Origin of the sequence: Phocaeicola fibrisolvens (assembly GCF_025567125.1) — a bacterium.
Classification (GTDB): domain Bacteria; phylum Bacteroidota; class Bacteroidia; order Bacteroidales; family Bacteroidaceae; genus Phocaeicola; species Phocaeicola fibrisolvens.
In genome coordinates this window covers 17,915-43,512 of record NZ_JAOQJI010000019.1, presented here as the reverse complement: position 1 = coordinate 43,512, position 25,598 = coordinate 17,915, and the positions used below count along the sequence as shown (strand labels likewise).

The following is a 25,598-nucleotide window of genomic DNA, read 5'->3' as shown; positions in this document are numbered from 1 at the left end:
CGGGATTATTTATCGATTTAAATCAAATGCTGGGCCTCTAATTCCTTGGCGACGTTTTCCAGCTCCTCATACCAGTCTGATCCGAATTTCCGTATCAGTGGTTCTTTCAGAAATTTGTAGACAGGAAGGTTTTCCTTCTTTCCCAGTAACACGGCAGCCTTGCATACGTCCCAACGGTGGTAATTCAAAGCTTTGTAAGGTCCGTAGTCGCTGACCCGGATGGGGTAGAGGTGACAGGAAATCGGTTTGTAGAAGTTGCATTTCCCTTCACGGAATGCTTTTTCAATGGCACAGTAGCAAAAGCCTTTTTCATCGTAGCAGGTAAATACGCAGTCTTTCCCGTTGACGATGGAAGTAACCAGGTCACCGTCTTGGTCCGTATAGACCACACCTTGGCGGTTGATGACTTCCTGTGCTTCCGGCGAAAGGCTGTCCCATATCACGGGAAGCACTTCTTCCAGTTTTTCCACTTCTTCCAGCTCTACGGGAGCACCGGCATCTCCTTCGATGCAGCATTCTCCTTTGCAGGCATTCAAGTCGCACAAGAACTTTTCCCGGAATACGTCCAGGCTCACTATTACATCATCAATCTGTACCATAGGTTTATTCTTTAATGCTGCAAAGATACGAATCTTCTGTTACATCCTGTCATGTCCGTTCGAAAATCGGTGGATAACCTCGGGATAACTTCTGTTTTCCAGAAGCGGCAGGTTGGGAAAAATGTACTACCTTTGCAGTCCGAAAAAAAAGGAGGTAGATATGCTGTTACCCTATTTGCATAAAGAATTCATTGAGGCCGGATGTGATGAGGCTGGACGTGGGTGTCTGGCTGGAGCGGTCTATGCGGCAGCTGTTGTTCTGCCTCCAGGATTTCGCAATGAGTTGCTGAACGATTCCAAGAAACTGACGGAGAAACAGCGTTATGAATTGCGTACGGTCATTGAGCAGGAAGCCACGGCTTGGGCTGTAGGCGTGGTATCGCCGGAAGAGATTGATAAAATCAACATCCTGAACGCTTCTTTCCTGGCTATGCACAGAGCCATTGCCCAGTTGAAGGTGGTTCCTCAGCACCTGTTGATTGACGGTAACCGCTTCAATCCTTACCCCGGTATCCCGCATACCACTATTGTAAAAGGAGATGGGAAATACCTGTCCATTGCGGCGGCTTCCATTCTGGCAAAGACCTATCGTGACGATTACATGAACCGTTTGCACGAAGAATACCCCATGTACGACTGGAAGAGCAACAAGGGGTATCCCACCAAAAAACACCGTGCCGCCATTGCCGCTTACGGCACTTCTCCCTATCATCGCATGAGCTTCAATTTGCTGGGCGACGGCCAGCTTTCCTTCGATTTTTGAGGTGTGGAAAACAAAACAGCCTGTTAATAACCTGTCGAAGTTATTAACAAGCTGTTGAAAACTCTGTTCGTTTTACACCATTCCCTGAATGGACAGGAAAAAGAATACGCCTGTACCTATCATCAGTAGGCCAATCAATGCATAGAACCAGCGGGCTTGTTTCCGTCCTACATTTCTTACGATAAACTGTGTGTTTTGTGCCGTGAAGAACCAGTTCCAGTTGCAGATGGCTGCCAGTAAGGACAAGAGCCCCACCAGCACAAACAAGGCTTGTATGAAATAGTGTATTTCCATATTAATCGTTGTTCTCGTCGAAGCGTACCGTGCGGGTACCGTCTTCGTTTTCGTCGATGTGTACGCTGACCGCATCGCCCGGAAGCAGTTCTTCAATCAGTTCCGGCCATTCGATGAAGCAGAGTGCGCCGCTGTAGAAGTAGTCTTCATAACCCATGTCGTACACTTCTTCCAGTTTCTTGATGCGGTAGAAGTCGAAGTGATAAATCAGCTCTCCGTTTTCATCGGAGCGGTATTCGTTGACAATGGCGAATGTCGGTGAGTTGATGACATCCGTCACACCCAGTTCTTCGCATACGGCCTTGATAAAAGTTGTCTTTCCTGCCCCCATTTTTCCATAGAAGGCAAAAACCGTGTTGTCACCCATGGCTGCGATAAACTTTTTGGCAGCTTCGTGGATGTTTTCCAGTGAATCAATTTTAGTTTCCATATACTGTGGTTTTTTAACTTGAATTCTTTTGTTACAAAATTAGGATAAATCTCCCTCAGTTCATCCGTTTTTTGCGGAGCATGCAAAATAATTTAGCTCCTACATAAATGAGGATGGACACGAAAATGATGGCCGCTCCCGAAGGCACCCGCAGTTGATAAGACAGCAGCAGGCCGCCCAAGCATCCCAGGTAACCGATGCCGATGGAAAGCCAGATGATACGTTTGAAGCTGTACGTAAAGAGGTTGGCCGTCATCTGCGGAAGGGTCAGCAGGGAAATGGCCAATACGATACCCACCATCCGGAGGCAGGCCACGATGGTCAGTGAGATGAAAGCCATCAGGGTATATTCGAAGGCGCTCACGGGAATGCGCTGGGAACGGGCAAATTCCCGGTCGAAGGCAATGGCCGTGATAGGCCGGAGAAACAAGGTGAAAAAGACGATGAGTGTCAGGCTCAATATCACCAGTAGAAGAATGTCTGCTTGCGTGATGGTCAGGATGTTACCGAACAGGAACGAAGAAAGGTCGGGCGTAAATCCGGGGGCCAGAAAGCTGAAGATGATACCCACCGCCATGCCGAATGTCCAGAACACGGCGATGGCCGAGTCTTCCCGCATGTCGCTGCGTTTGCTGAGCCATTCCACGCCGAAGGCCGACAGCACCGAGAATATAGCCGCACTCAGAATCGGTGAGATACCGGCGTAGAGTCCGATACCGATACCTCCGAACGAGGCATGCGTGATACCCCCGCTGATGAATACCAGCCTTCGCGTTACGATGTACGTACCGATGATGCCGCAGGCAATGCTGGCAAAAAGACTACCCAGCAGGGCATGCTGGAAAAAAGTATAATGCAACAATTCGAGGATATTCATGGGCAAGTGAGGGAGGGTTAATGGAAACGGCGTTCTCCGACTATCAGGAACAACTCGTCTTTCAGTTCATCGGGAATTTCCACGCCACGGAGCTGCAGGCTGCGGCACCATCCGGCCACTTCCTCTTCTTTCATGGTGTACATGATTTCCCGGAATTCATCAATCTCTTCTTCCGTATAGGTATCCGACGGATGACCCTTGAAGCGGTCCAGTTCTTCGTCGTCGTAATACTCAATCTTTTTGCTGACGGCTGCCAGCAGACTTTCTTTTTCGCAGACCTGATGCTGTCCGCAGCATTCCCCGTCCACTGTCTTGACTTCCGGGGCTTCCGTCAGTTCTCCGCGGTCAATCTTCTTTTGCACGGAACGGTTATAAAAGTATCCGGCCACCAGTCCGAAGAGAACGACTCCAATTAATATGATGACTAAAATCCACATGATACAATCAGTTTTGAGTAAGATGAAAACCTGCCTGCTGCAAATCTTCCCAGAACCGGGGATATGATTTGGAGACTACCTGTGGGTTGCGCACACACAGCGTGCCTTGGCGCAAGACTGCCGGTGCAAAGGCCATGGCCATGCGATGGTCTTCGTACGTGTCGATGACAGGTGGGTTTTGCGGTTCGCACCGTTTGCCCGTCCAGGAAAGTATAGAACCTTCGCTCTCTTCCAGCACGTAGCCCAGTTTGCGCATTTCTGCGATTAAGGCCGCCATGCGGTCAGTTTCCTTGATTTTCAGGCTTTGCAGTCCCGAAAAGCGGAAAGTGACTCCCAGCATGGCACAAGTGACCACGAAAGTCTGTGCCAGGTCGGGCTGGTTCACAAAATTGTACTCCAAGTGTTTCACGCAAGAATGTGTCTGGTAGAGCGTGACAGTCTGTCCTTCTCTTTTCGTGCCCACGCCCAGCTGTTCGAACAGTTCCGCTACCTTGGAATCACCCTGCGGACTCTGTGCGAAAAGTCCCGGGAGGCTCACCGTGGCGTCCTTTGTTGACAAGGCTACAATCTCATACCAGTAGGATGACGCACTCCAGTCGCTTTCTATATAATAAGGTAAAGCCTGATAAGCAACAGGAGCTACATGAAGGCTGCAATCGGAAGTCCATTCCACTTCTGCTCCGAAATCCCGCATCACTTTCAGTGTCAGGTTGATGTAGGGGCGTGATACGATTTCCCCGCTGAGGGTCAGGTCCAGTCCTTTCTCCAGCATCGGGCCAATCATCAGCAAGGCCGAGATGTATTGGGAACTCACGTTTCCCGGAAGAGTCAGACAATTTCCTTTCAACGTTCGTCCGGAAATCTTCAAGGGAGGATAGCCTTCGTTCTCCACGTATGCGATGTCCGCTCCCAAACTTCGCAGGGCCTCCACCAGAATCTGGATGGGGCGTTGCCGCATCCGTTCCGTACCGGTCAGGATATGGGTGCCGGGGGTAACGGAAAGATAAGCGGTCAGAAAACGCATGGCAGTTCCCGCCGCCATGATGTCAATCACTTCCGGCATGTGAGCCAGCGCTTCGGTCATGACATGCGTATCGTCGCAGTCGGACAAGTTCTCCAGTTTACACTGACTGTGAGCCAGTGCATGAATAATCAGTGCCCGGTTGCAGATACTTTTGGAGGAAGGCAACTGAATGGTAGCCTGTATGTGGTCCGGAGGGGTGATGGTTATGCACTTCATGTTGAATCAAATCTTTGAATCGCAAAGTTACTACAAAAAAGTGAAATGCGGAAAGATATAGTGATAGAATTGAGTTACAAGGGTTTTGGTTGAAGTGGCGATAATCCGTGAAGCCATTACAATCCCTGCCGAAGCCAAATCCTGACGCCGCTACGTTACTTGTTCGTAACCATGCCCGAAAATGCGACAAACGGGTACGAATAGCGAAACAAGGCTCTAAGGAATAGTGAGTTATCCATAACTCATGCGAAAAATCAGGTTACGGAAAAAGATTGCGCCGTTCCTCCCCGTTTTGCGTACCAACACCGGACTCTTCACCAACTAATTTTGAAACCCAAAAATTAAGGACAATGAAGAGTACATTTTCAGTAATCTACTACCTCAAGCGTCAGGTAGTGAAAAAGGACGGGACAGTTCCCGTCATGGGACGCATCACGGTGGACGGCAGCCAGACACAGTTCAGCTGCAAACTGACTGTCGATCCGAAACTGTGGGACACCAAAGGTGGACGTGTCACGGGCAGAAGCACGGCGGCACTCGAAACGAACCGTATGCTTGACAAGATGCGGGTACGCATCAACAGGCATTATCAGGAAATCATGGAGCGTGACAACTTCGTCACGGCGGAGAAGGTGAAGAACGCCTTTCTCGGACTGGAACACCGCTACCACACGCTGATGCAGGTGTTCCGCCAGCACAACGAGGACTACGAGAAGCAGGTGGAGGCAGGCATGAAAGCCAAAGGCACGCTGCTGAAGTACCGCACCGTTTACAAGCACATGCAAGAGTTCCTCGACATCCGCTACCATGTGAAGGACATCGCCCTAAAAGAGCTTACCCCGGCTTTCATCTCCGACTTCGAGATGTTCCTGCGCACGGACAAGCACTGCTGCACCAATACCGTGTGGCTGTACGTCTGCCCGTTACGGACGATGGTATTCATCGCCATCAACAACGAGTGGCTGACGCGCGACCCGTTCCGCGAGTATGAAATCAAGAAGGAGGAAACAACACGCAGTTTCCTGACCAAAGATGAGATCCGCCTGCTGATGGAGGGGAAACTGAAAAACGCCAAACAGGAATTGTACCGCGACCTCTACCTGTTCTGCGCCTTCACGGGGCTGTCGTTCGCGGATATGCGCAACCTTACGGAAGAGAATATCCGCACCTACTTCGACGAACACGAGTGGATAAACATCAACCGCCAGAAAACGGGCGTGGTGTCCAACATCCGCCTGCTCGACATCGCCAACCGCATAATCGGCAAATACCGGGGACTGTGCGGGGACGGCAGGATATTTCCCGTTCCGCATTATAACACGTGCCTTGCCGGTATCCGTGCCGTCGCCAAGCGTTGCGGCATCACCAAGCATATCACGTGGCATCAGAGCCGCCACACGGCAGCCACGACGATATTCCTCTCCAACGGTGTTCCCATCGAAACGGTCAGCTCCATGCTCGGACACAAGAGCATAAAGACGACGCAGATTTACGCAAGTGCGCCCAGATTGGTCGCTTGATAAATACTTCTGTAGTAAGAAGTTAGGATTGGGTTCAATATAATCCTATCGTCAATCAGCTTATCCGACGGGGAAACCTAACGGGGAGTGTAGCATGCTGATTAAAGCCCTGAGTCTACTAATAGCCAAGTAGCGACTGAAGGGCAAGACGAAACGACATATATAAGGATGAAGCCTTGATTGGTTGAACGATAGTTCGGTGGTACCACATCTTGCAATAGCGGAAGGCTTTTATATACGCTATTTCATAGTACTCTGGCTATTTTGTGCGTTAGTGCAGAGCATTAAGAACCGACTATGACACAGCCGCAATAAGCGGACAAGAACGAAAGTCGCATCCGACAATATGTCACGATAATAGTTATCAAGTGAAACTAACTGGGGATTGCCTAAGTCAGAACGCCTCAAAGGCTATGAGAGCTGGTCTCTGAATATCTGATATGGCAACGGAGTTCCCATAGTAGTCCGAGCAAGTTAACGGCTTGTACATGGCGAAGGGGAACAGTCCATAACTTTAGTACAAACAAAGGAAAACGTGAGAGACGTATGAGAAATCCCGAGCAAGTATTAAACATTTTAGCTGAACACAGCAACGAGTCAGGTTACAAATACGAACGACTCTATCGTATTCTGTTCAATGAGCAGATGTTCTTAGTCGCATATCAGCGCATTCATGCAAAACCAGGCAATATGACACCCGGTACTGATGGACAGACGGAGGACGGCATGAGCATTGACAAGATACACGCATTAATAGACAGTCTCAAAAGCGAAGTCTATAGGCCTAAACCGGCAAAGAGGGTTTACATACCGAAGAAGAGCGGAAAGTTACGTCCGCTCGGTATCCCTACGTTTGCAGATAAATTAGTGCAAGAGGTAGTGAGAATGGTTCTCGAAGCCATATACGAAGGATATTTTGAACGGACTTCACATGGTTTCAGACCACACAAAAGCTGCCACACGGCACTTAAGAGTCTACAGAATAATTTCAACGGAACAAAGTGGTTCATTGAGGGAGACATAAAAGGTTTCTTTGACAATATCAACCATGGCGTGATGATAGAAATTCTGAGGGAACGCATATCTGACGAGCGTTTCCTTCGGTTAATACGTAAATTTCTCAACGCTGGATATTTGGAAGAATGGCACTTCAATAGAACTTATTCGGGTACGCCTCAAGGTGGAATTATCAGTCCAATACTGGCTAATATCTACTTGGACAAGTTCGATAAGTATATGAAGAAGTATGCACAAGATTTCCATAAGGGTAAAGTTAGACACCGCAACAAGGATATCGGCAGACTGAACAATCGAGTTCACTATCTAAAGAAGAGAATGAAGGAGGTGACGGACGTTGATAAATTGGAAGCAATGCGGGAGGAAGTTCGTAATAAGCAACAGCAAATACTGACTATGCCGAGCGGTAACGATATGGATGAGAATTTCCGTAGATTGAATTATGTACGCTACGCTGATGATTTCCTTATAGGGGTCATTGGAAATAAAGCAGAGTGCGAGAAAATCAAGGCGGATGTCACACAATTTATGCAAAAGAAGCTAAAATTGGAAATGTCACAAGAAAAGACCTTGATAACCAACGCACAAGACAGTGCAAAATTTCTCGGCTATGAAATATCAGTCCGTAAAGATTACACAACGCAGAAAAATGCAAGAGGAGAAACTCGTAGACATCGTAATGGTAATGTGATACTACACGTATCACGAGAAGTAATAAAGAAGAAGTTACTGAGTCTTGAAGCCATGAATGTGAAAACACAAAATGGCAAAGAAGTGTGGAGGTCTAAAGGTAGAACATACCTGATAGACAATGAGCCACAAGACATAGTAGCACGTTTCAACACAGAAATCAGAGGATTCTACAACTACTACTCCATTGCAAACAATGCATCGGCACTTGGACGTTCATTTGGATGTATCATGAGGTTCAGTATGCTAAAGACATTTGCGCAAAAACTTAACAGTTCCGTCAGAACCATAACAGACAAGTATCGTGAAGATGATAAATTTGTGGTGTGGTATACGGACAAGAAAGGCGAACGCAAACCAAGGGTGTTTTACAATGAGGGCTTCAAGCGTATTACCGACTTGGGAACTCAAAAATGTGATAACTTGCCCTACCTGTTCAACACTCCATCTATGAGTCTGGTCGAAAGACTGACTGCAAATAAGTGTGAGTTGTGCGGAAAAGAAGGAAATGTTGTGTCACACCACGTCAGGAAACTCTCAGATTTAAGAGGCAAAACCGAATGGGAACGTAAAATGCTCAAAATGCATAGAAAATCTTTAATCGTCTGTGCAGAATGTCATAACATGATTCATGCGGAGAATAGCTAAAATGCCGTTATGGGCGGAGAGCCGTATACATGGAGACGTGTACGTACGGTTCGGAGGCAGGCTGTCGGAAACCTACCACCGTAAGGTGGCATGGCGCCGACAGCCGAGCCTACTTTATAAAGATTCCAGACAGAAAATATGGATTGGTACTACTGCCGGATTGAATTGTTACAATTCGCAAACGGATGATTTTGAACGAATATATGAGCTGCATGGAGCCAGAATTTCGTATATATTTGAGGAAAAAGGGGAAAAGTTGTGGGTATGTTCGCTTAACCGAGGAGTATATTGTCTGGATTATCAGTCTGGGAAATGGATGCATTATTTTCATCAATTGAAAAATGAAGAAAGTACTTTGCTGACGAATCAAATCATTACCGGTTGTTTGGATATGCAGGGATGTCTTTGGCTCGGTACGGATGGAGACGGCTTACTTAGGTATGATCGGAAAAAGGATGTATTCGTACGTGAAGGATTGCCGGAGCACATACGTGTGATTTATAAGATATTACCGGATAAAGATAAATTGTGGTTTACTACCAATAATGGCATGTATTGTTATCAGCCTCTTACTTCTTCTTTGAAGTTTTATAATAAGAAAGATGGTTTACAAGAAAATTTGTTTCTTCCTAATTCCGGAATCCAGTTGTCTGACGGAACAATAATGGTGGGAGGAGTAAATGGATTCAATGAGTTCCGTCCTGATAAGATACAAGTTGATACACAGATTCCTACCGTCATTCTGACTGATTTTCAGCTATTCAATAAACCGGTGGTTATTGGAAGTGAAGACTCTCCATTAAAAGTTTCCATCACTTATGCAGACCGTCTGGTGTTGGACTATTCTCATTCCATGTTTAGTTTTTCGGTAGCTGCCTTGAGTTATATTAATACCTCAAAGAACAAGTATCGCTATCGTTTGGAGGGGTTTGAAAAAGATTGGACGGAAACGAATGATGCTCCTCATGTGACGTACACAAATTTACCTGCCGGGGATTATGTATTTCAGGTGAGTGCGTCTAATTCTGATGGGATGTGGAATGAAAATGCCATAGCCTTTCCTATTAAAGTGCTGCCTCCTTGGTGGGCTTCTTCATATATGATTGCTGGATATATATTGTTAGGGATAGCAGGTCTGGTTTATGCTTATTATCGGATGAATAAAATACATCGTCGGCGCATGACCTTATTGACAATTAAAAAAGACCGTGAGATTTATCAGAGTAAGATTGAGTTCTTCACGGGCATCATGCATGAAATACGTACTCCGTTGACATTGATTTTGGCACCACTGGAAAATGTGATGAAGAGTTCTGGAACAGTGAAGGATGTACTTCCTCAATTACAGGTAATAGAACGAAACGGGAAACGTTTGCTTACGTTGGTGAATCAGTTGATGGATTTTCGGAAGGCTGAATCGGGAGGAATGAATGTGATATTGGCTGAAACTAATATCAAAACTTTATTGATGAATGTATATCAGCGTTTTCAACTTTCAGCAGATATAAAGCATATAAAAATTAGTCTGACTATGCCGGAAGAATCTTGTTATGCCCGTGTCGATCAGGAGGCCTTTACGAAGGTGGTCAGCAATTTATTATCAAATGCATTGAAGTTTACAGACACTTGCATTTGGATTGATTTGTTGATAGCTGGTGATAAGAAACTGGAGGTACGGGTGAGAGATAACGGGCAGGGTATCGATGTAAAGGAGCAGGAAAAGATATTTACTCCTTTCTATCAGGTCCTGGATAAGGCATCTTCCGGACGTATTGGAACTGGAGTCGGACTTTCGTTGGTCAAGAAACTGGTTGATTTGATGCATGGCGGTTTGAACTTGGAAAGTGAACTGGGGGTTGGTTCTACATTCATTGTCAGCTTTGATAGACTTGAGCATAAAGAAGGGCAGGTGGTTGAACAGGCACCCTCTCAAGATATACAGGCTGAGGATAAGGCCGACATCCCTGAAGGGCAATATCGTATTCTGATAGTAGATGATAACCAAGATTTGAGGGAGTATTTACATCAACTATTGTCTGTTCGTTATCAAGTGTCGTGTGCAGAAAACGGGAAAGAAGCCTGGGATAGAATTTTACAGAATATGCCAGACCTGGTAGTCAGTGATGTGATGATGCCTGTGATGGATGGTATACAGCTTTGTCGGAATATTAAACAGAATCTTTTTACCAGCCATATTCCAGTAATCTTGCTTACGGCAAAGGCTGCTTCCGAAGACTACGTGGAGGGACTTGAAAGTGGAGCTGATGTATACTTGGAAAAACCATTTTCGGGTGATGTGATAAATGCACAGATTGCAAGTATTTTCAGAAATAGAGAAGGCATGAAGAAAGATTTCAAGACTAAACCGATGGTCTCTTCTGTTTCTATTTCTAAGTTGGATACACTTTTGATGGATAAAATCTCAAAGATTATAGAAAAACGAATGACAGACTCTGATTTTACAGTGGATGTGTTGGCTCAAGAAGTCGGGATTTCAAGGTCGGGGCTATTCGCAAAAATCAAGGCTATATCGGGAATGACTCCTAATGATTATATCCGTCTGATTCGTTTAAAAAAGGCTGCATATTTATTGGCGGAGGAAGAAGTGTCCAGTAGTGAAGCATGTTTCAGGGTCGGTTTTTCTTCTCCTTCTTATTTTGCGAAATGTTTCCAGGCACAGTTCGGCATTGCTCCGGCAGAATTCAGACGGAAAGGTGGTAAAGATTGAGGGTACTTAGCCGTTAGAACATGAACGCGATGGAAGTTCCGAAAGTAAAATTATGCATAGGCGTTCTTTTACTATACGAACGGACTTCGCGGTTACCGTCTTCGTCTGCCCAGGAGTTCTTCAGGTCGTATGTCAGTCGGGGGGAGGCAAAGTCATAGTCGCAATAGAGACGCAGGGCCGCATTTTCCTTGTAGCGGTAGGCGAGAGAAAGTTCGGTTCCTAATTTGAATGTAGAACTTTTACGAATGTGAAGAAATTCCTCATCAATGAAAGTACCCTGTAGCATTTCCTGAACGCTGAGACCTTCCTGCTGGATATAGTAATCTACGTCGGCTTTATAGAATTGGTCGTAAGCTTCCTGGCTCACTTTCTGGCGGTCGAAAATGGCTGGATTAATCCGTGAAATAGAGTTTAAGGTAAAGTTTGCATTAGTGCGTCGTCCAGCTAACAGCTTGCTTCCTATCAGGAAGCGGCTGCTGAGCGGATAAGAAAAGTAAAGTCCTAAATCGATGTCACACATGCCTAAATGGTCAGATTCCAGTCCGTCCAGCAGGTACATGTTGACAGGGGCTCCTTCCTTTAGGTCATTGTCCAGGTCAAAATGCTTTTTGTTCTCTTCGGGAATGTCGGCAATAACAGGAACGGTAGCTACTCTCAGTCGCCCTCCCAAGCCGATATACGCATTGAAAAAGTAAGCTCCTTCTGCGCTGACAACGGTCGATGTACCCGTATGCAGGCGCATGCCCAAAGGAGTTCCTTCTTCTGTGTCATAGAGGTCGGCGGTGCGTAAAGTGGAAGGTCCTGTGGCAAATCCCATGTTGAGGCTCAGAAATGAAGGTGCATCGTAGCGGTTGAAATGGTGTGTTGACCGCGTTCCGGTAGCATTCTTGTGAAAAATCAGGTCAGAAAATAAATAGCCTAAGTCCGTTGAAATCATGCCGATTCCAGCTCCTACCAGCACATCGCCAATCCAGTGACGGTTGTTCAGCTGGCGTGTTATACCGGTTATTCCCGCTAAGGTATATCCTCCGATGCTGTACCACGGGCTGAGCATGCCGTATTCTTTATGCAGGATTGTGGCACACATAAAAGCCGTGGCCGTATGTCCGGAAGGAAATGAATTGTTTGATGAATTGTCCGGACGCATTTCTTTGGTCGTATATTTCAGGGTGTTGACAAAGCCGGCCATCAAGGCTGCTGAGAAAATATTGCTGACTGTGAGTTCCTTCCATGAACTGCGGCTTTCTACTCCAGCTAATTTCATGCCCCATGTGGCAACTAACGGGACATATTGTGTATAATTGTCATATTCGTGGTGAAAAGTCGGCTGGAAGCGATTGCGCAGTGTACGGAAATCCTGGTTTTGTTTTTTGACGATTAATCCGGAAACGATAAAAGGAATTCCCATGTACGAAAAGTTTTGCTGGAAAAGTTCCTTTGTTTTCTTTGGCTTCGCAGGAAGAGCCGATGAGGTGAGAGAAGACGTAGAGTCTTGTGTCAGGAAGTAATGTCCCGTCGGATTATGTGCACATAGCGGGTGACAGGTCAGTGCTGAAATAAAGAAAAATAATAAAGTGCATATTCTCATTGCTGCCCGTAGTTTTAGAAATACATGGTAAAGAGAGCGGCAAAGATAGTGCTTTTAATAAAGAGACTGAAAGTTTTCAGATGTACATTGGGAAAATGTAAATGTATGAAGATGAGATTTTTATGATTTTATATGATGTACAGGTACGTTGGAATTTGGCATAAAAAAAGGAGACCGATGATTCAGTCTCCTTTTATATTAATGGAAAATCCGATTATTTAATGTTCGGGTTCAGTTTGTTCCATTCAGAGATAGCAGGAAGAACGCCCATAGCGATTACTTCGTCACGCAGGTCGCACAAGTGAGCGTAGCTCTTGTCCAAAGCAGCCTGTTCTTCCGGAGTACCCTTCAGTTCAGCGCAGTGGCAACCGTCAGCTGTGATTGAAGTTTCCCAAGCCATCATGATGTGATCGTACTTATCATTTGAGATATAAGTACCAGCCGGCCAACGGAAAGCTTTACCGCCCATAGCAGCACCGATCATTTCGATAGAAACGTATGCCGGGCTCTGGAATGAAGAACGGCCACGCAAGTTGATGATGTTGGCACCACCTTTTGTTACTTTCTGCTGGATTTCAGCCCACTGTTCTTTAGTCAAAGCGTCAGTACCAATCATGTCGATCAACGGTTTGCCGTTTACTTTTGCAGTTGAAGCAAATACAGCCATCTGTTCACCGTGACCACCGTAAGTACGGCAGTTTTCAACAGCGTCCATAGATACGCCGAAGTGTTTTGCCAATTCGCTGCGCAGACGAGTAGAGTCAAGAGCAGCCAAAGTAGTAACCTGGCTCGGTTTCAAACCAGAGTACAGCAAAGTGATCAAACCAGTGATATCAGCCGGGTTGAAGATGATAACGATGTGTTTTACATCCGGGCAGTACTGTTTAACGTTCTTACCGAATTCTTCAGCGATGGCAGCGTTACCTTTCAACAGGTCTTCACGAGTCATACCAGCTTTACGAGCAGCACCACCTGAGTTAACGATATATTTAGCACCAGTCAGCGCTTCTTTGATATCTGAAGTGAAAGTGACATTCACACCTTCGAAACCGCAGTGGAACAATTCTTCAGCAACACCTTCCAAACCTGGAGCGTACGGGTCGTACAAGCAGATGTTAGGAGTTAAGCCCATCATGATTGCAGTCTGAGCCATGTTAGAACCGATCATACCGGCAGCACCAACAATAGTAAGTTTTTCGTTTGTTACAAATTCCATAATTCTTATGTATTTAAGTTATGTATAAAAGTGTATAGTCTTCGTTTTTTCTTTCGATGCAAAGATAGGAAAGTTCTCATTGAAAAACGAATCTTTGTTCCGGGAAAAATGGGGGTGGAAGAAAGTATTTCCGGCAATTACGGAAAAATTTCACTATTTTTAGAAGTCACACCCTGATTTTGCAAAGAGTAGGTTGCATTTTTGTCTTTGGGTGTATGTGCTTTGTCCTTTTCTTTTTTCTGTGGACATTTTCTGAGGATCTTCAAAGTGTATAATTCGAAATTATCCGGTAAATTCTCTGTCCCACACTGTGGGATATGAAAACCACAGTGTGGGATACATATTTCACACTGTGGGATATGAAAACCATACTGTGGTACAAAGAATATGAAAGGCCGGAAGAAACTAGGAATAAGGCGATTTAGTAGAATAGCTGGTCATTCTTTCAATTCTGCATTGCAAACTCATTGTGGTTTCTGAAATATTCCATATTTTTGCCCCAATGACCATGAAGAAGATGAATTTGAAACTGTATATATTATGGTGGATGCTGGCCGTATGTTGTATCTTCCCGCTGGAGGCGCAGGAACAGGAAGAACCTGCCTTTCAGGAAGTAACCGATACAGCCGATGTGTATTTGCCATCTGATTCCTTGTTTGCCCGTTTCCTGGAAAAAAAGCATATTCCAGTGACAGCTTGCAATCGGATGACGTTGTTGAAGAGTGGCCGCAGCAAGTTTGAGCATCTGTTTGCGGACATTAAAAAGGCTCAAAACTATATTCATCTTGAGTATTTCAATTTTAGGAGTGACTCCATTGCCAAAGAGTTGTTCACCTTACTGGCCGAGAAGGCGAAGGAGGGGGTGACGATAAAGGCACTCTTTGATGATTTCGGCAATCTGTCAAACAGCCGTCCGCTGCGGAAAGAGCATCTGAAGATGCTGGCAGACAGAGGCATCGAAATGGCCCGTTTCAGTCCCATCCGTTTCCCTTATATCAATCATGTATTTTGTCGTGACCATCAGAAGATTGTGGTCATCGATGGAAAAGTGGGGTATACAGGCGGAATGAACATTGCCGATTATTATATTAATGGGTTGCCGGAAGTAGGCCCGTGGCATGATATGCACATTCGCATAGAAGGACCGGCGGTACAATATTTGGAGAAAGCATTTCTCGGGGTGTGGAATAAGGAAACCCATCAAGAGTTGAAAGAAATGAAGGTGGTGCCGGATAGTGTTTGCCAAGGTTCCGGGCGGAGGGTCGCTATTGTGCAGCGCATTCCGAAGGTCTGTCCGGAAATCATGCGGGAGGCTTACATTACCGCCTTGGATGCAGCAGAACGTAAGGTGCAGATTATCAATCCTTATTTTACGCCTACCCGTAAGGTGCGGAAGGCTATCAAGCGGGCTGCCAAGCGTGGGGTCCGGGTAGAAATCATGATTCCCGGCAAATCGGATATCCCGTTTACGCCCGATGCAGGCTTTTATATAGCCAACAAACTGCGCAAAGCCGGTGCGCATATTTATGTGTTCAACGGAGGATTCCATCATTCCAAAATCATGATGGTAGACGAACGATTCTGTACGGTGGGAAGTACCAATTTGAACAGCCGGAGTTTGCGTTATGATTATGAAATCAATGCCTTTATTCTGGATTTGCCGACTACGGCCGAACTGGGGGAGGTGTTTCAGAATGACAAACTCAACAGCACGATTATGACGCGTGAAGAGTATAAAAAACGCGGAGTGTGGCGACGCTTTGTCGGCTGGTTTGCACATTTGTTCACTCCGGTTATATAATAATAAGGGAGAATATGCCCTGAAACTACGATTTTTTTCTTATTTTTGTCCGATTATATGGAAGTAATTGCCTTAAAAGGAACCTAATTTTTTACCGGAACAGCATGTCGTTTTTTAAGGATGTAATCGGACAAGAAGAAGTAAAACAACTTCTCATTTACAGTGTGCGCAGTGGCAAGATGCCCCATGCTTTGTTGCTTACAGGACCTGCGGGTAGTGGAAAGCTGCCTATGGCCCTGGCGGTGTCGCGCTATTTGCTCTGCCGGCATCCAGGAGAGGACGATGCGTGCGGACAATGCAGTTCGTGCAAGATGATGGATCATCTGGCACATCCTGACATGCATTTTGTCTTTCCGGTGGTGAAAAAGAAAGCGGGGCGGGATGTTGTATGCGATGAGTTTTTGCCCCAGTGGCGTGAGATGCTGGGACGAAATCCGTATGCTGATCTTCAGGAGTGGATGCGAACCATTGATGCCGGTAATCAGCAACCGCAGATTTATGTGCGTGAGAGTGATGAGATTCAACGTAAATTGTCGTTGAAAGCCAGTCAGGGTGGATATAAGGTGATGCTTATCTGGCTGCCGGAGAAAATGAATGTGGAGTGTGCAAACAAACTGCTGAAACTGTTGGAAGAACCTCCTTTGAAAACGGTTTTTCTGCTGGTCAGTGAAGAGCCGGACTTGCTATTGCCTACCATTGTGAGCCGTACGCAGCGCATTCATTTGAAACCTTTGCCGGAAACCGATATTGCGCGTTACCTGAAAGAACGTTATATGCTTCCTCAGGAAGATGCTCGTGACATTGCGCACCGTTCTGCGGGTAGCTTGATAAGGGCCGTAGAAAATGTGCATTTAGGAGAAGAACACAAACTTTGCTTTGAACTTTTTGTGAGTTTGATGCGTACGGCCTACAAGCGTGATATCCGTAGTTTGAAAGCCTGGAGTGAACAGGTGGCAGGCATGGGGCGTGAACGTCAGAAGAATCTGTTGGAATATTGTCAGCGGATGGTGCGTGAGAATTTCATCTGCAATTTCCGTCAAGCGGATATGGTGTATCTGAGTCCGGAAGAAATGCAGTTTGCCACTCGTTTTGCCCCTTACATTAACGAACGGAATATTTTTTCGGTAACCGGATTGCTGGAGGAGGCGCAAATGCATATCGAACAGAACGTGAATCCGAAGATGGTTTTTTTTGACATGGCACTGAGAATGATTGTAGAAATGAAACAACAATAATAATATATGGACGATTTCAAGCTTAAAAACGGAAGTGGCCGACTCTGCTGTGGAGGCTGCGGACGACAGAATAATAAACTGAACACTTACGACTGGTTGGCCGACATTCCGGGAAATGCCGACGAACAGGAAATGGTGGAGGTTCAGTTCAAGAATACCCGGAAAGGATATTATAAAAACAGCAACGGACTGCACTTGGAAAAGGGGGACATCGTGGCGGTTGAGGCCAGTCCGGGACACGACATCGGTACGGTAACCCTGACTGGACGGCTGGTACCGTTGCAGATGCGGAAAGCCAACCTGAAACCGGATGTGGAAATTCGCCGTATTTACCGGAAGGTAAAGCCAGTGGATATGGAAAAATACGAAGAGGCCAAGTCGCGCGAACACGATACCATGATTCGTTCTCGCAAGATTGCGGAGAGTCTGGGGCTTCAGATGAAAATCGGTGACGTGGAATACCAGGGTGACGGCAACAAGGCTATTTTCTATTACATTGCCGACGAACGTGTGGATTTCCGTCAGCTGATCAAGGTGCTGGCCGAAACGTTCCGGGTGCGAATCGAGATGAAACAGATTGGTGCCCGTCAGGAAGCCGGACGTATCGGAGGAATTGGCCCTTGCGGGAGGGAACTGTGCTGTGCTACGTGGATGACGAACTTTGTGTCTGTGTCTACCAGTGCGGCGCGTTTCCAGGACATTTCGTTGAATCCGCAGAAACTGGCCGGACAGTGTGCCAAGCTGAAATGTTGCTTGAATTATGAGGTGGATGCATACGTGGAATGTCAGAAGCGCTTGCCGAGTAAAGAAATTACGCTTGAAACACTGGATAACGTGTATTATTATTTCAAAGCAGATATTCTGAAAGGAATGATTACTTACAGTACAGACAAGAGTTTCCTGGCCAACGAGGTAACTATTTCAGCGCGTCGGGCTTTTGAGGTACTGAATATGAACAAGCGGGGAGAAAAACCTGAAAAACTGGATGAGGACTTCTCCGGACGTGAACCGCAACGGTCGAAGGACTTGCTGGAACAGGAAAGTCTGACGCGTTTTGATAAAACGAAGGCGGGAAAGAACCGGAAAAAGAAACCGAAATCTTCTGCTCAACCAATGAACGCTCCCGTTCCGGCAGAAGCGGGTAATAGTAATAATGTGCAGACTCCTGAAACAACAAAAGAAAGAGAGAGAAAAGCTCCTCAGGCGAGGAATAATCGTCCGCAGCGTCCGAAAGGTAATTCCTCTTCGGAGGTACCGCAGGTTTCGGCTACAGCCGGGAGTGCGGCGCAGGCGAAAACGGGACAGGAACCTCGTCCCAGCCGTAATAATCGGAAAAATTTCCGCCGGAACAATAACGGTAACAATGAAGGAAAACGTCCGGAACGTAATACAAATACAGATGTTCAGGCTTAAAAAATGGATGAAAGGCATACCGGCATTTCCGTGTATGCCTCTCTTTTATCGTGGTATGCGGTGTGCAGGGCTGGCAGGAATTTGTCTGTTCTTGTTGGGTGCCTGTCATACAGATACGTTGTATCATGTGTATCAGGCTGTTCCTGGAGAAAAAGGTTGGAATAAGTCCGATTCTTTGGTATTTACTCTTCCTCCGGAAGTTGCTGCTGGGACGTATGGAATGGAAATTGGCATCCGTCACACGGGTAGATATCCATACCGGGATATCTGGCTTTCTGTGACACAGGTGGAGGGAGAAGACTCGTTGGCATCGCATACGGATACGCTGCATATTTATCTGGCCGATGAAAAAGGGGCCTGGGAACAGCATGAAGGTGCTATCGGCGGCTTGTATCAGCGGGCCTATACATGTGAAAAACCAGTTGTATGGCTCACGGATTCTGTGGGGCACAGTTTGAGGATTACCCATCTGATGAGACAGAATCCGTTGCCTGGAGTTTTGGATGTGGGAGTCCGTTTATTTTTCACGAGCCGCGTCAATACGGAGAAAGACAAATAACAGAATTGTGAAGCCCCAGAGCGATGAACCTCCATAGCTGAAAAAAGGGAGGGGGATACCGATGACGGGGGTCAGTCCGAGTACCATTCCGACATTGATAAACAGGTGGAAGAAGAAAATGCCCAGGACGCAGTAGCCGTAGACTCTTCCAAAGCGGGTTTCCTGTCGCTCGGAGAGGACGATGAGACGCAGGATGAGTGCCATGAACAGAGAGATGACAATGGCAGAACCCACAAACCCTTGTTCTTCACCGATGGTACAGAAAATGAAGTCGGTATCCTGTTCCGGCACATATTTCAGTTTTGTCTGGGTCCCGTTGAGAAAGCCTTTCCCGAAAAGTCCGCCTGAACCGATGGCGATTTTGCTTTGATTGACGTTATAGCCAGCTCCTGTCGGGTCGTCTTTCATTCCCAGCAATACTTCAATACGTATTTTTTGATGAGGCTCAAGCACCTGATTGAATACATAATCGGTAGAAAAGAAAAAAACGCCGGAACCGATGACAAAGAGGATGACATAAAGATAATTTCTTAGCCGTTCGCGAAGGTAAAAATAGAAGAGGGTGAGCACGATGGCCCCGCAGAGCACCAGTTGAAGATGGCATACGTTGAACGGGATGACATAGCATGAAAACAGGCTTCCCAGCAAGATGCCACCTCCTCCAATACCAAGAATATAGGGAGATACTTTGGGAAACTGTTCACAGTATCTGCGTACCAGGAAGGCACTGAGCAGGATGATGAGGGTGAGGACCGAAAATTCTCCCCAGGATGTGGTGCCGTCGGGCATGATATCAGTGCTGAACCGTAGACCTACAATAAAGAAAATGACGGCACAAATGCCCGAAAACAATACGGTGCCGGTCATGCCTTCACGATAAAGCATCAGAAAGAAGGACAGATATACCAGTGCTGAACCTGTTTCCTTTTGGAGGATGATCAATGCCATGGGCAACAGGATGATGCCTAGTACGGTAACCAAATTACGGGTACGCTGCATGTGAAAAGTATATTCGTTCATATATTTTCCTAAGGCTAAGGCTGTGGCAAACTTGGCAAATTCAGCTGGCTGCAGGCTGACAGGTCCCAGCACAATCCATGAGCGTGATCCTTTGATTTCATGTGGATTGAAGATGGTTCCAAAAAGTAGCAGAAGCATAATTCCATAAATCAGATAGGCGTATGTATCGTAAATGCGGTCTTCCAGCATGAGTATGACAAACCCCAGTCCCAGTGAACAGCCAATCCACATCAGCTGCTTTCCGGCACGCGTCGTGATGTCGAAGAAATTCGGTTCTCCGTAGTCATAGCTGGCCCCACATACGCTGAACCAGCCGCAGGTGACCAGTACCAGATAAAGTCCGATAGTCCACCAGTCTATATTTTTCCATACACTACCTCTCGTGTATCCCATAATCAATCCTCCTGTTTTGAATTTCTGTTGCCATCGCTTCATCTTCGGGCGAGAGCTGTCCTTTTAGATATTTTTCAATCATGAGCCGTCCGATAGGTACACCGTATACGGCACCAAATCCACCGTTTTCCACATAAACAGCAATTGCTATTTTAGGGTCGTTCATCGGGGCAAATCCCATGAAGGCGGAGTGGTCTTTTCCTCTGTTCTGGGCGGTACCGGTTTTGCCACAGACTTCTATGTCGGGCAGGTTGGCTCCCCGGCAAGTTCCGCCGAGTACAGCGGCACGCATACCTTGCACCACTTCATCGTAATGCGAACGGTCGACCATGGTATAGCGTCTCTTGGAATAGAGTGTATCGAGTGCTTCACCTTCCACTTCCTTCACCACATGTGGAGTGATAAAGTAACCTCTGTTGGCGATGGTAGCTCCCAGGTTGGCAATTTGTAGCGGAGTCAGGGTTACTTCGCCCTGTCCGATAGAAATACTGATGATGGTCAATCCATTCCATGAACCGCGATAGGCTTTGTCGTAGACACTGGCATTGGGGATAAACCCTCTTTTTTCGCCGGGAAGGTCAATTCCGAGCGGGTAGCCGAATCCCATGGACACCATATAGTCTCTCCATGTATTCAAGGCTTTTTGTACAGACCCATATTTCTGGCGGGCTCCAATCATGTGGTAAAGGCCCCAGCAGAAATAACCGTTGCATGAAGTCGCTATGGCCGGTATCAGGGAAAGTGGGGAGGGGTGTGAGTGGCAACCCACATGAAGTCCTCTGTAGTTGAACCCTCCGTTGCAAGGGTAACTGGTTCCCGTGGTGATAATGCCTTCTTGCAGGTAGGTCAGTGCCTGTGAGGTTTTGAAAGTCGATCCAGGTGGATAAGTTCCCATAATGGCACGGTTCAGCAAGGGTTTCCAAGGGTCACGTGCCAGTATCAGGTGGTTTTTTCCACGGTTTCTTCCTACCATTTGGCGTGGGTCGTACGATGGAGAGGAAACCAGACAGAGGACTTCGCCGGTAGCAGGCTCGATGGCGACGATGCTGCCAATTTTTCCTTCCAGCAGTCGCTCACCCAGTTGTTGAAGTTCAATGTCCAGGCTTAGTCTCAAGTTCTTACCCGCCACGGGAGCCTTGTCGAATTTTCCGTCCATGTAGTTGCCCTGGATGCGTCCACGGGCATCACGTAATAAAATCTCGATACCTTTTTCGCCTCGTAACTGCTTCTCATAAGAACGCTCTACTCCCAGTTTCCCGATAAAGTCGCCAGGGATGTAGTAGTCATCTTTTTCCATGTCGGATTTTGATACCTCTGCGATATCCCCTAAAATATGTGCTCCAGCGTTGTAATTATACTGGCGGATGGTTCGGCGTTGGATGTAGAAACCTGGAAATTTGAACAGTTTTTCTTGAAACACTCCGCAGTCTTCTGCTGAAAGTTGTGTCAGAAATACTTGATTGGTATAGGGTGAATATCCCGGATTCAGCCGTCGGTCTTTCAAATCGCGGAATTTCTTGCGTAAGAATTCTGGAGTGATGTGTAGCGTCTGGCATAAATCAAGCGTGTCCAGTTCCGTGATTTCCTTCATGATGACCGTAATGTCATAAGCTGGTTGGTTGTATACTAGCAGTTTATCGTTGCGGTCGTAGATGACTCCCCGGCTAGGATACTGTATCTTTTTGAGGAAGGCATTGCTGTCGGCGTTTTTCTTGTAGTCTTCGCTCATGATTTGCAGGGAAAGCAGACGTATCAGGAAAATGGCCACAATGGCAATGACCGCTCCGGCAATGACATATTTTCGTCTTTCAAGATCGTAATTTCTTTCCACTATCTTTTCCTCCTGACAGAATCAATGCATAAAATGAAGATAAGGGTGATGCAAGCATCGCTTAGGATTTTCAACAGCAAGGTTTGGAATCTGGCCAGCGAAAAGGTGTCGAGCAGGTTCAGCGTAAGTGAATGCAGCAAGACAATGACCAGAGCATACCGGAAAAAGGCTGTAAACCCCATTTGATAGATGCCGGGCTCAAAATTTTCGGTTGTATCACGTAGGGAAAGTACCCGTAATATCCAAGGGCGGCAGAATGCGGTGAGTACGGAGGCTGCCGCATTCAGTCCGGGAGTATTACTGAATATGTCTATGCAGAGTCCCATAGAAAAAGCCCATAGCATGAGACCTTTTCGACTGTTTCCTGAGTTGATTTTCAGCAGGAAATAGATGTAGAGCAAAGGGGTGGCATATTGTTCGAAGTGGACATGGTTGAGCACCAGTGCCTGAAGCAGGACCAGTATGACGAACCATTCAAGACGTATGATGTGTTGCATAATTTCCCTGAATTTCTGTGTTGTTGTTTAGTGTGTCATGGAGCGTACGCTGTCTTCCAGTTGTATCTGTTCTGCTCCATTGAAAGATCCTAGTACCCGTACGTCATTCAGTCGTGCAAAGTCGGTAAATAGTTTAACTTTGAGCAGGTAGGATAAACCATCGTGACTGTCGGTCATGTCGTCGACTGTTCCTACCGGTATTCCAGCAGGGAAAACTGCGCTATGTCCGCTGGTAACAATGGTGTCACCCAATGAAAATTCCGAATGTCGGGGTAAATCTTTTACATAAGCGTATTGCGAGGATCCTCCGTCCCATTTCAGAAAACCGAAATACGATGTCCTCTTGATTTTGCAACTGATGCTGCTTTTTGAATTCAGCACCGGCAGGACGATGGCGTGATGACGTCCTGTGAGATACACAATGCCTACTACGCCGTTTCCGCAAACCACTCCCATTTCGGTGCGTATCCCGTCAGCTTCTCCTTTGTCAATGGTAATGAAGTTATCCGGGTGAGTCACACTGTTATTGATGACTTTTGCATCGTATAATACGTAATCTTTCAATGCTTCTTTGCGCAGGTTGGCTATTCCGGTAGTATCTTGAGTATATTGCTCCAGCGCCTGTGAAAGACGTTCCACTTCAATTTCCAGCTCGACATTTCGTGCAGTCAGGTTTTTGTTGACTTCTGTCAGTCCGAAGTAACGGGTCACTTGGTTGGATGCTTCGTATACCAGTCCGGCCACATAATTGGCAGAGGTGAAGAAAGCACTTCCCTGATAGTTGTTGAATCGGAACAACAAGGTGAGTGAAATGATTTCCAAAAGTACGAAAAGAAACCAGTGATTATATTTCAGCAGAAAATTGATCAGATTTCGCATGTCAAAGAATCCGAAATGATGGGTGAACGAAAAATGAAAATTGAAAATGAAGAAACTCTTGGTTTCTTCATTTTCAATTTTATATGTTTTATCTCATCAGGAATGAGAAACGGTCTACATTCTTTAAGGCAATGCCTGTTCCTTTGGCTACGCTCAGCAAGGGGTCTTCGGCAATATGGAAAGGAATGTTGATTTTGTCTGTCAGACGTTTGTCGAGTCCGCGCAACAGTGCACCACCTCCCGCAAGATAGATTCCGTTATTAACAATGTCGGCATACAGTTCTGGAGGAGTATTTTCCAATGCACTCAGGATGGCTGTTTCAATTTTGGCAATGCTTTTTTCCATGCAGTGTGCAATTTCCTGATAGCATACCGGAACTTCCATGGGAAGGGCAGTGATACGATTCGGGCCACGCACGATGTAGTCTTCCGGAGCGTTGTCTCCCAAGTCGGTGATGGCAGCTCCTACATGAATTTTGATACGTTCGGCCATTCTCTCACTGACTTTGACATTGTGCTGTCGGCTCATGTATTCTTGAATATCTGCTGTCAGGTCGTCGCCTGCTACACGGATAGAGTTATTGGAAACAATACCTCCCAGTGAGATTACGGCAATTTCCGTAGAGCCTCCACCTATATCGACTACCATGTTGCCTTCCGGAGCTTCCACATCCAGTCCGATACCGATAGCAGCCGCCATTGGTTCAAATATCAGGTAGACATCACGTCCTCCTGCATGTTCCGCACTGTCACGTACGGCACGAAGTTCTACTTCAGTCGACCCCGATGGTACACCGATAACCATACGCAGGGAAGGAGTAAAAAGATGACGTCCGGTATTTACTTTCTTTATCAATCCACGCATCATCTGTTCGCAGGCATTGAAGTCGGCAATGACTCCATCACGAAGCGGACGTACGGTACGGATATTCGGATTTTCTTTTTCGTACATCATCTTTGCACGTTCACCTACAGCAATCATTTTGTCTGTACGGCGATCCAGCGCAACGACGGAGGGTTCATCTACCACAATTTTGTCGTTGCTGATAATGATGGTATTGGCTGTGCCAAGGTCCATCGCTATGTTTTGTGTAAAGGAGAATAATCCCATTCCTTTAATATAAGTCTAGATTGAAAATTAATAAATCCATTGAGGAAGACAGGACGTTTGCTCTTTGCGATTATTTCTTGAAATAATCGCGGATGGCAGAATCGTAGTGTGAAGAAACAGTAAAGGCTTCACCTGCAAACCAACGACGCTGTTCGCGGGTTGTGACGGCTCCTTGCTGGTTCAGGATGTCCAATAGAGGCTGGTATTGGTGCTTACTTGCTACGATGACTACGTCATTGAAGTTTTTGGCTCCGGCGCGAATCAATGAAATACCGCCTATATCAATTTTTTCGATGATGTCTTGTTCGGCAGCACCGCTGGCTACAGTATCTTCAAATGGATATAAGTCCACAATTACCAGGTCGATTTCTGGAATTTCATATTGTGCAACCTGTTTTTGGTCGCTTTCCAATTCTCTACGGCAGAGGATACCTCCAAAGATTTTAGGGTGTAATGTCTTTACGCGTCCCCCCAAGATAGAAGGATAAGTAGTAATGTCTTCTACAGCTTTGCAAGGATAACCCAGTGATTCGATGAAGTGACGTGTTCCTCCAGTTGACAGGAACTCAACTCCTTCAGCGTGAAGTTTAGCTAAAATAGCATCCAAGCCGTCTTTATGGTAAACTGAAACCAATGCGGTCTTTATTTTCTTTGATTCTGACATAATTTTGAGATTTTGAATTCAGCCGCAAAATTACGAATTTTCAAGTGATAAACACAGCATACGGAAAATAAAATATCTTTTTTTTACATTATCACTGAAAGTTTTAGGTCTGACCCTCTTGTGAATAGGCGGTTTGTTTTGGATGTTT

General features: G+C 46.2%; 21 protein-coding genes and 1 pseudogene. 8 read left to right on the top strand and 14 right to left on the bottom strand.

What is annotated here, in order from left to right; genetic code table 11:
* Window positions 1-17 precede the first annotated feature (17 nt).
* Window positions 18-599, bottom strand: a complete 582-nt coding sequence (locus tag OCV81_RS09580; RefSeq protein ID WP_022354881.1) for a DUF3109 family protein — start codon at window positions 597-599, stop codon at window positions 18-20.
* A 160-nt stretch (window positions 600-759) separates the two neighbouring features.
* On the opposite strand from OCV81_RS09580, the gene OCV81_RS09575 reads away from it, so the two are divergent.
* Window positions 760-1,362 (top strand): ribonuclease HII, encoded by a 603-nt coding sequence (locus tag OCV81_RS09575; RefSeq protein WP_148329814.1) that lies wholly within the window; start codon window positions 760-762, stop codon window positions 1,360-1,362.
* 72 nt (window positions 1,363-1,434) lie between these two features.
* Here OCV81_RS09575 and OCV81_RS09570 read toward each other — a convergent pair whose 3' ends face one another.
* The 5 genes from OCV81_RS09570 to OCV81_RS09550 are packed head-to-tail and all read right to left on the bottom strand — an operon-like array spanning window position 1,435 to window position 4,640.
* Window positions 1,435-1,656, bottom strand: a complete 222-nt coding sequence (locus tag OCV81_RS09570) for an immunity 17 family protein (protein ID WP_022354879.1) — start codon at window positions 1,654-1,656, stop codon at window positions 1,435-1,437.
* A 1-nt stretch (window position 1,657) separates the two neighbouring features.
* Window positions 1,658-2,086, bottom strand: coding sequence for a tRNA (adenosine(37)-N6)-threonylcarbamoyltransferase complex ATPase subunit type 1 TsaE (gene tsaE / locus OCV81_RS09565; RefSeq protein WP_148329813.1), 429 nt, complete (start codon window positions 2,084-2,086; stop codon window positions 1,658-1,660).
* A gap of 55 nt (window positions 2,087-2,141) precedes the next feature.
* Window positions 2,142-2,963, bottom strand: coding sequence for a metal ABC transporter permease (locus OCV81_RS09560; protein WP_148329812.1), 822 nt, complete (start codon window positions 2,961-2,963; stop codon window positions 2,142-2,144).
* 17 nt (window positions 2,964-2,980) lie between these two features.
* The gene (locus tag OCV81_RS09555; protein ID WP_022354876.1) at window positions 2,981-3,400 is read right to left on the bottom strand and encodes a hypothetical protein; all 420 of its coding nucleotides are present in this window, start codon (window positions 3,398-3,400) and stop codon (window positions 2,981-2,983) included.
* Window positions 3,401-3,407: 7 nt separating this feature from the next.
* A complete protein-coding gene (locus tag OCV81_RS09550) occupies window positions 3,408-4,640 on the bottom strand; it encodes a 3-phosphoshikimate 1-carboxyvinyltransferase (protein ID WP_148329811.1) in 1,233 nt (410 codons plus the stop codon).
* A 350-nt stretch (window positions 4,641-4,990) separates the two neighbouring features.
* Between OCV81_RS09550 and OCV81_RS09545 the strand changes: the two genes are divergently transcribed.
* The 3 genes from OCV81_RS09545 (at window position 4,991) to OCV81_RS09535 (ending at window position 11,243) form a co-directional block, all read left to right on the top strand.
* Window positions 4,991-6,160: a site-specific integrase gene (locus tag OCV81_RS09545; RefSeq protein WP_036858670.1), complete on the top strand. Its 1,170-nt coding sequence runs from the start codon at window positions 4,991-4,993 to the stop codon at window positions 6,158-6,160.
* Window positions 6,161-6,706: 546 nt separating this feature from the next.
* Window positions 6,707-8,515 (top strand): reverse transcriptase/maturase family protein, encoded by a 1,809-nt coding sequence (locus OCV81_RS09540; RefSeq protein ID WP_148329810.1) that lies wholly within the window; start codon window positions 6,707-6,709, stop codon window positions 8,513-8,515.
* A complete protein-coding gene (locus OCV81_RS09535) occupies window positions 8,499-11,243 on the top strand; it encodes a hybrid sensor histidine kinase/response regulator transcription factor (RefSeq protein ID WP_148329809.1) in 2,745 nt (914 codons plus the stop codon). The genes OCV81_RS09540 and OCV81_RS09535 overlap by 17 nt, the downstream gene beginning before the upstream one ends.
* Before the next feature lie 13 nt (window positions 11,244-11,256).
* Here OCV81_RS09535 and OCV81_RS09530 read toward each other — a convergent pair whose 3' ends face one another.
* Both OCV81_RS09530 and OCV81_RS09525 read right to left on the bottom strand, forming a co-directional pair.
* Window positions 11,257-12,831 carry a phosphatase PAP2 family protein gene (locus OCV81_RS09530; protein WP_262640301.1) on the bottom strand — a complete coding sequence of 525 codons (1,575 nt, stop codon included), beginning with the start codon at window positions 12,829-12,831 and terminating at the stop codon, window positions 11,257-11,259.
* Between the two features lie 214 nt (window positions 12,832-13,045).
* The gene (locus tag OCV81_RS09525; protein WP_148329808.1) at window positions 13,046-14,047 is read right to left on the bottom strand and encodes a malate dehydrogenase; all 1,002 of its coding nucleotides are present in this window, start codon (window positions 14,045-14,047) and stop codon (window positions 13,046-13,048) included.
* A 508-nt stretch (window positions 14,048-14,555) separates the two neighbouring features.
* On the opposite strand from OCV81_RS09525, the gene cls reads away from it, so the two are divergent.
* From cls to OCV81_RS09505, 4 genes are all read left to right on the top strand, one after another.
* A complete protein-coding gene (gene cls, locus OCV81_RS09520; protein WP_239464887.1) occupies window positions 14,556-15,848 on the top strand; it encodes a cardiolipin synthase in 1,293 nt (430 codons plus the stop codon).
* A gap of 104 nt (window positions 15,849-15,952) precedes the next feature.
* A complete protein-coding gene (holB, locus tag OCV81_RS09515; RefSeq protein ID WP_148329807.1) occupies window positions 15,953-17,083 on the top strand; it encodes a DNA polymerase III subunit delta' in 1,131 nt (376 codons plus the stop codon).
* Window positions 17,084-17,089: 6 nt separating this feature from the next.
* On the top strand, window positions 17,090-18,496 hold the full coding sequence (locus tag OCV81_RS09510) for a PSP1 domain-containing protein (RefSeq protein ID WP_022352691.1): 1,407 nt from the start codon (window positions 17,090-17,092) through the stop codon (window positions 18,494-18,496).
* Window positions 18,483-19,055, top strand: coding sequence for a gliding motility lipoprotein GldH (locus tag OCV81_RS09505; protein ID WP_262640300.1), 573 nt, complete (start codon window positions 18,483-18,485; stop codon window positions 19,053-19,055). Before OCV81_RS09510 ends, OCV81_RS09505 begins: the two co-directional genes overlap by 14 nt.
* Here the strand turns inward: OCV81_RS09505 and rodA are convergent.
* The 6 genes and pseudogenes from rodA to OCV81_RS09475 form a co-directional block, all read right to left on the bottom strand.
* A complete protein-coding gene (rodA, locus tag OCV81_RS09500; RefSeq protein WP_022352693.1) occupies window positions 19,014-20,468 on the bottom strand; it encodes a rod shape-determining protein RodA in 1,455 nt (484 codons plus the stop codon). The genes OCV81_RS09505 and rodA overlap by 42 nt on opposite strands.
* A complete protein-coding gene (mrdA, locus tag OCV81_RS09495; RefSeq protein ID WP_022352694.1) occupies window positions 20,449-22,299 on the bottom strand; it encodes a penicillin-binding protein 2 in 1,851 nt (616 codons plus the stop codon). Before mrdA ends, rodA begins: the two co-directional genes overlap by 20 nt.
* Window positions 22,299-22,796 (bottom strand): rod shape-determining protein MreD, encoded by a 498-nt coding sequence (gene mreD, locus OCV81_RS09490; RefSeq protein ID WP_022352695.1) that lies wholly within the window; start codon window positions 22,794-22,796, stop codon window positions 22,299-22,301. The genes mrdA and mreD overlap by 1 nt, the downstream gene beginning before the upstream one ends.
* Before the next feature lie 27 nt (window positions 22,797-22,823).
* A complete protein-coding gene (mreC, locus tag OCV81_RS09485) occupies window positions 22,824-23,675 on the bottom strand; it encodes a rod shape-determining protein MreC (protein WP_148329804.1) in 852 nt (283 codons plus the stop codon).
* Window positions 23,676-23,763: 88 nt separating this feature from the next.
* Window positions 23,764-24,786, bottom strand: coding sequence for a rod shape-determining protein (locus OCV81_RS09480; RefSeq protein ID WP_148329803.1), 1,023 nt, complete (start codon window positions 24,784-24,786; stop codon window positions 23,764-23,766).
* Window positions 24,787-24,865: 79 nt separating this feature from the next.
* Window positions 24,866-25,450: pseudogene (locus tag OCV81_RS09475) on the bottom strand (IMP cyclohydrolase); the annotation flags it as partial.
* Window positions 25,451-25,598 lie beyond the last annotated feature (148 nt).

What these genes read in the sequence shown, in the direction of transcription:
- OCV81_RS09530 (WP_262640301.1), bottom strand. Translation starts at nt 12,831, where the DNA reads ATGAGAATATGCACTTTATTATTTTTCTTTATTTCAGCACTGACCTGT.
- OCV81_RS09560 (WP_148329812.1), bottom strand. Translation starts at nt 2,963, where the DNA reads ATGAATATCCTCGAATTGTTGCATTATACTTTTTTCCAGCATGCCCTG.
- OCV81_RS09550 (WP_148329811.1), bottom strand. Translation starts at nt 4,640, where the DNA reads ATGAAGTGCATAACCATCACCCCTCCGGACCACATACAGGCTACCATT.
- OCV81_RS09535 (WP_148329809.1), top strand. Translation starts at nt 8,499, where the DNA reads ATGCGGAGAATAGCTAAAATGCCGTTATGGGCGGAGAGCCGTATACAT.
- tsaE (WP_148329813.1), bottom strand. Translation starts at nt 2,086, where the DNA reads ATGGAAACTAAAATTGATTCACTGGAAAACATCCACGAAGCTGCCAAA.
- rodA (WP_022352693.1), bottom strand. Translation starts at nt 20,468, where the DNA reads ATGGGATACACGAGAGGTAGTGTATGGAAAAATATAGACTGGTGGACT.
- OCV81_RS09525 (WP_148329808.1), bottom strand. Translation starts at nt 14,047, where the DNA reads ATGGAATTTGTAACAAACGAAAAACTTACTATTGTTGGTGCTGCCGGT.
- OCV81_RS09580 (WP_022354881.1), bottom strand. Translation starts at nt 599, where the DNA reads ATGGTACAGATTGATGATGTAATAGTGAGCCTGGACGTATTCCGGGAA.
- OCV81_RS09575 (WP_148329814.1), top strand. Translation starts at nt 760, where the DNA reads ATGCTGTTACCCTATTTGCATAAAGAATTCATTGAGGCCGGATGTGAT.
- OCV81_RS09510 (WP_022352691.1), top strand. Translation starts at nt 17,090, where the DNA reads ATGGACGATTTCAAGCTTAAAAACGGAAGTGGCCGACTCTGCTGTGGA.
- OCV81_RS09555 (WP_022354876.1), bottom strand. Translation starts at nt 3,400, where the DNA reads ATGTGGATTTTAGTCATCATATTAATTGGAGTCGTTCTCTTCGGACTG.
- OCV81_RS09480 (WP_148329803.1), bottom strand. Translation starts at nt 24,786, where the DNA reads ATGGGATTATTCTCCTTTACACAAAACATAGCGATGGACCTTGGCACA.
- OCV81_RS09545 (WP_036858670.1), top strand. Translation starts at nt 4,991, where the DNA reads ATGAAGAGTACATTTTCAGTAATCTACTACCTCAAGCGTCAGGTAGTG.
- OCV81_RS09540 (WP_148329810.1), top strand. Translation starts at nt 6,707, where the DNA reads ATGAGAAATCCCGAGCAAGTATTAAACATTTTAGCTGAACACAGCAAC.
- cls (WP_239464887.1), top strand. Translation starts at nt 14,556, where the DNA reads ATGAAGAAGATGAATTTGAAACTGTATATATTATGGTGGATGCTGGCC.
- OCV81_RS09505 (WP_262640300.1), top strand. Translation starts at nt 18,483, where the DNA reads ATGTTCAGGCTTAAAAAATGGATGAAAGGCATACCGGCATTTCCGTGT.
- mreD (WP_022352695.1), bottom strand. Translation starts at nt 22,796, where the DNA reads ATGCAACACATCATACGTCTTGAATGGTTCGTCATACTGGTCCTGCTT.
- mreC (WP_148329804.1), bottom strand. Translation starts at nt 23,675, where the DNA reads ATGCGAAATCTGATCAATTTTCTGCTGAAATATAATCACTGGTTTCTT.
- OCV81_RS09570 (WP_022354879.1), bottom strand. Translation starts at nt 1,656, where the DNA reads ATGGAAATACACTATTTCATACAAGCCTTGTTTGTGCTGGTGGGGCTC.
- holB (WP_148329807.1), top strand. Translation starts at nt 15,953, where the DNA reads ATGTCGTTTTTTAAGGATGTAATCGGACAAGAAGAAGTAAAACAACTT.